The sequence below is a fragment of the Streptomyces sp. NPDC055078 genome, assembly GCF_053607985.1.
In genome coordinates, this window is record NZ_JBSGUP010000849.1 from 1 (window position 1) to 3,041 (window position 3,041).

Consider the following 3,041-nt stretch of genomic DNA (forward strand, 5'->3'; position numbering starts at 1 on the left):
GGACAGACCGGTACGCCGACCCGGCCCGAACCCGGACGCCCGGGCGCGCAAAAAACCAGCCCGTCCGGCGATTGAGGACGGACCAGTACGCCGACCCGGCCCGGGCTTCGCAAGCCGGACACCCGGCTCGGGCCCCACCCGGGCGCTGCCCGGACCCGCTCCTCAAACGCCGGAGGGGCTGAATTGCCTGGGCTCCCGCTCGTCAAACTCCCCCGGCGCTACCACCGAGAGGTGCGCCGGAAGGGCTGAAATGCCCGGGCTCCCGGAGGGTACGGGCCACGTAGCGGCCCGGCCGGTCCGTATCCGGAGCCGATGACGTCAGCCCGCACACCTGCCCCGGCCGCGCGCCGCCGCGCCACCGCCCCTCGTCACAGCAACTCGCGCAGCTTCCCCGCCAGCAGATCCCAGCGCCAGCGCTCCTCGACCCACCGCCGCCCGCGCTCGCCCATCCGCTGCCGCAGATCCGGATCCTGGAGCAGAGTCACGATCCGGTCCGCCGAATCCCCGGCGGAGCCGCCGCGCACCACCCAGCCGGTCTCCCCGTCGAGGACGGCGTCGGGGGCGCCGCCGGAGTCGCCCGCGACGACCGGCAGGCCGGTCGCGGACGCCTCCAGATAGACGATGCCGAGACCCTCGACATCGAGGCCGCCCCGGCGGGTGCGGCAGGGCATCGCGAAGACGTCGCCCGCGCCGTAGTGGGCGGGCAGTTCCGCCCAGGGCACCGGCCCGGTGAAATGTACGGACCGCGCCACCCCGGTCCGTGCCGCGAGGGCGCGCAGGTCGTTCTCGTACGGCCCGCCGCCCACGATCAGCAGCACGGTGTCCGGGACCTTCGCCAGGATCGCGGGCATCGCGAGGATCAGGGTGTCCTGGCCCTTGCGCGGCACCAGGCGGGACACACAGACGACCACCGGACGGCCGCTGAGCCCGAGCCGCTCGCGGACGGCGTCCCCGCCCGAGTCCGGGTGGAAGGTCTTCTCGTCGACACCGGGCGGCAGTTGGACCATCCGGCCGGCCGCCCGCGGGGTCAGCGCGGCGGCGATCCGGGAGCGGGTGTACTCCCCCAGATACGTGATCGTGTCCGTGCCCTCGCCGATCCGCCGCAGCAGCCCGCGCGACGCGGGAAGCTGCGCCCACCCGGCCTCATGGCCGTGCGAGGTGGCGACCAGCCGCCGCGCACCCGCCCTGCGCAGCGCGGGACCCATCAGCCCGAGCGGGGCCGCCGCTCCGAACCACACGGACTCGCAGCCGTGTTCGCGCAGCAGTCCGGCCGCCCGGCGGGTGACGCGCGGAGTCGGCAGCAGCATCGTCGTACGGTCGCGGACGACGGCGAACGGCTGCTCGGCGTCGAACGCTGCGGTCGCCTCGGCGCCCTCGCGCCCGCGCTTCCAGGTGGAGGCGTAGACGACGAGACGGTCCGGGTCCAGCCGCAGCGCCATGTTGTGCAGAAACGCCTGGATGCCGCCGGGCCGGGGCGGGAAGTCGTTGGTCACGATCAGGGTCTTGTGCATCGTCCGCCGACAGTACCGAAAACCGCCGGGGGCACCGAACGGCCCTGCCTGACGCCCCCGGCAAGGACCCGCACTGCATCATGGGCACCTCACAATCCCGTACGAAAGGGATACGTTGCTCATGGCGGACGCGCGCGGCGGCACCCGGCTCATGGGCGGCGGTACCCAGCTCATGGTGTGGACCCTCACCAGGGCGGCGCTGCTGCTCTGGGTCTTCCGGGTCCTCCCGTTCCCGGGACCGGATGTCACCACCGATGTGTCGGTGATCTATCAGGGCTGGTACGGGGTACTGCGCACCGGCACGTTCCCGCTGGACGACGTCACCTGGCAGTATCCGCCCGCCGCCGCGCTCGCGATCCTCTCCCCCGCCACGCTGCCCTTCCTCGGATACGCCGCCGCGTTCTTCGTCCTGTCCCTGCTCTGTGACGCCCTGGTGCTCGCGGCGCTGCGGTACGCGGGCGGGCGGCCCGGGAAGTCCGCCCGGGGCGCCTGGGTGTGGATCTGCGGCGTACCGCTGCTGGGGCCCACCGCGTACGCGCGCTACGACCTGATGGTCACCGCCGTCGCCGTCGCCGCGCTGCTGGCGGGAGTCCGCCGACCTCGGGTACTGGGCGCGCTGGCCGGGTTCGGGGCGCTGCTCAAGGTCTGGCCGGTGCTGCTGCTCGTGGGGCTGCCGCGCGGGCGGGTCACCCGCCGGGCCTGGAGTACGGCGGCGGGCACGGCGGCCGGGCTGACCCTGCTCTTCCTCGCCGCGATGCCGGGCGCGCTGGCCTTTCTCACCTTCCAGCGCGACCGGGGCACGGAGGTGGAGTCGCTGGGCGCGCTGGTCTTCCACGTGGCACGGCACCTCGGCTGGGAGGGGGAAGTACGGCTGAACTACGGCTCGGTGGAATTCCTCGGGCCGTACGTCCCACTGGTCTCGGCCCTCGCCCTCGCCCTCGGGGTGGCCGCGCTCGGCTGGCTGGCGCTGTGGCGGCTGCGGACCGTCGATTTCGGGCCCAGCACCCCCTGCGACCTGGCCTTCACCGCGGTCCTGCTGTTCACCACCACGAGCCGGGTGATCAGCCCGCAGTATCTGCTCTGGCTGGTGGGCCTGGCGTCGGTGTGCCTGGTGTTCCCGTCCGGCCGGATGGCGCTGCCCGCCTGGCTGGTGGTGGGCGCGACGGGGGTGACGGTGCTGGAGTTCCCAATCTGGTTCGCGCATGTGGTGGAGAGCGATGCGCTGGGGGTGGCGGTGCTGCTGGTGCGGAACGGGTTGCTGGTGGCCGCGGTGGTGGTGGCGTGTGCCCGGGTCTGGATCCCGGCCGCGCGGAGTGCTCCTCAGTCGCCGGAGGGGCTGAACTTGTCCCTCCGCGCCCATGAGTCCGCCCCCGGCCCGCTCCTCAAGCGCCGGAGAGGATGAGATCACCTGCCATCCCGCCGCGGGCTGCCGCGCACGCCCTGCGGGCGTGTCCTCAAACTCCCCCAGACTTCGTCCAGGGGGACCCCCAACGAGCTGGATGTGCACGCCCATGCCAGGGCAGCCAGATC

2 protein-coding genes are annotated in these 3,041 nt (G+C 73.4%); one reads left to right on the plus strand and one right to left on the minus strand.

Going from position 1 to position 3,041, the window contains the following annotated elements; all coding sequences use genetic code 11:
- Window positions 1-368: 368 nt before the first annotated feature.
- Complete coding sequence (locus tag ACWF94_RS37600) at window positions 369-1,511, minus strand: glycosyltransferase family 4 protein (RefSeq protein WP_453499284.1); 1,143 nt, start codon at window positions 1,509-1,511, stop codon at window positions 369-371.
- A gap of 121 nt (window positions 1,512-1,632) precedes the next feature.
- On the opposite strand from ACWF94_RS37600, the gene ACWF94_RS37605 reads away from it, so the two are divergent.
- Window positions 1,633-2,913: a glycosyltransferase 87 family protein gene (locus ACWF94_RS37605; RefSeq protein WP_453499286.1), complete on the plus strand. Its 1,281-nt coding sequence runs from the start codon at window positions 1,633-1,635 to the stop codon at window positions 2,911-2,913.
- The last annotated feature ends 128 nt before the right edge of the window (window positions 2,914-3,041 follow it).

Excerpts from the sequence above, each read along its gene's own strand:
- ACWF94_RS37600 (WP_453499284.1), bottom strand. The coding sequence starts at position 1,511 with ATGCACAAGACCCTGATCGTGACCAACGACTTCCCGCCCCGGCCCGGC.
- ACWF94_RS37605 (WP_453499286.1), top strand. The coding sequence starts at position 1,633 with ATGGCGGACGCGCGCGGCGGCACCCGGCTCATGGGCGGCGGTACCCAG.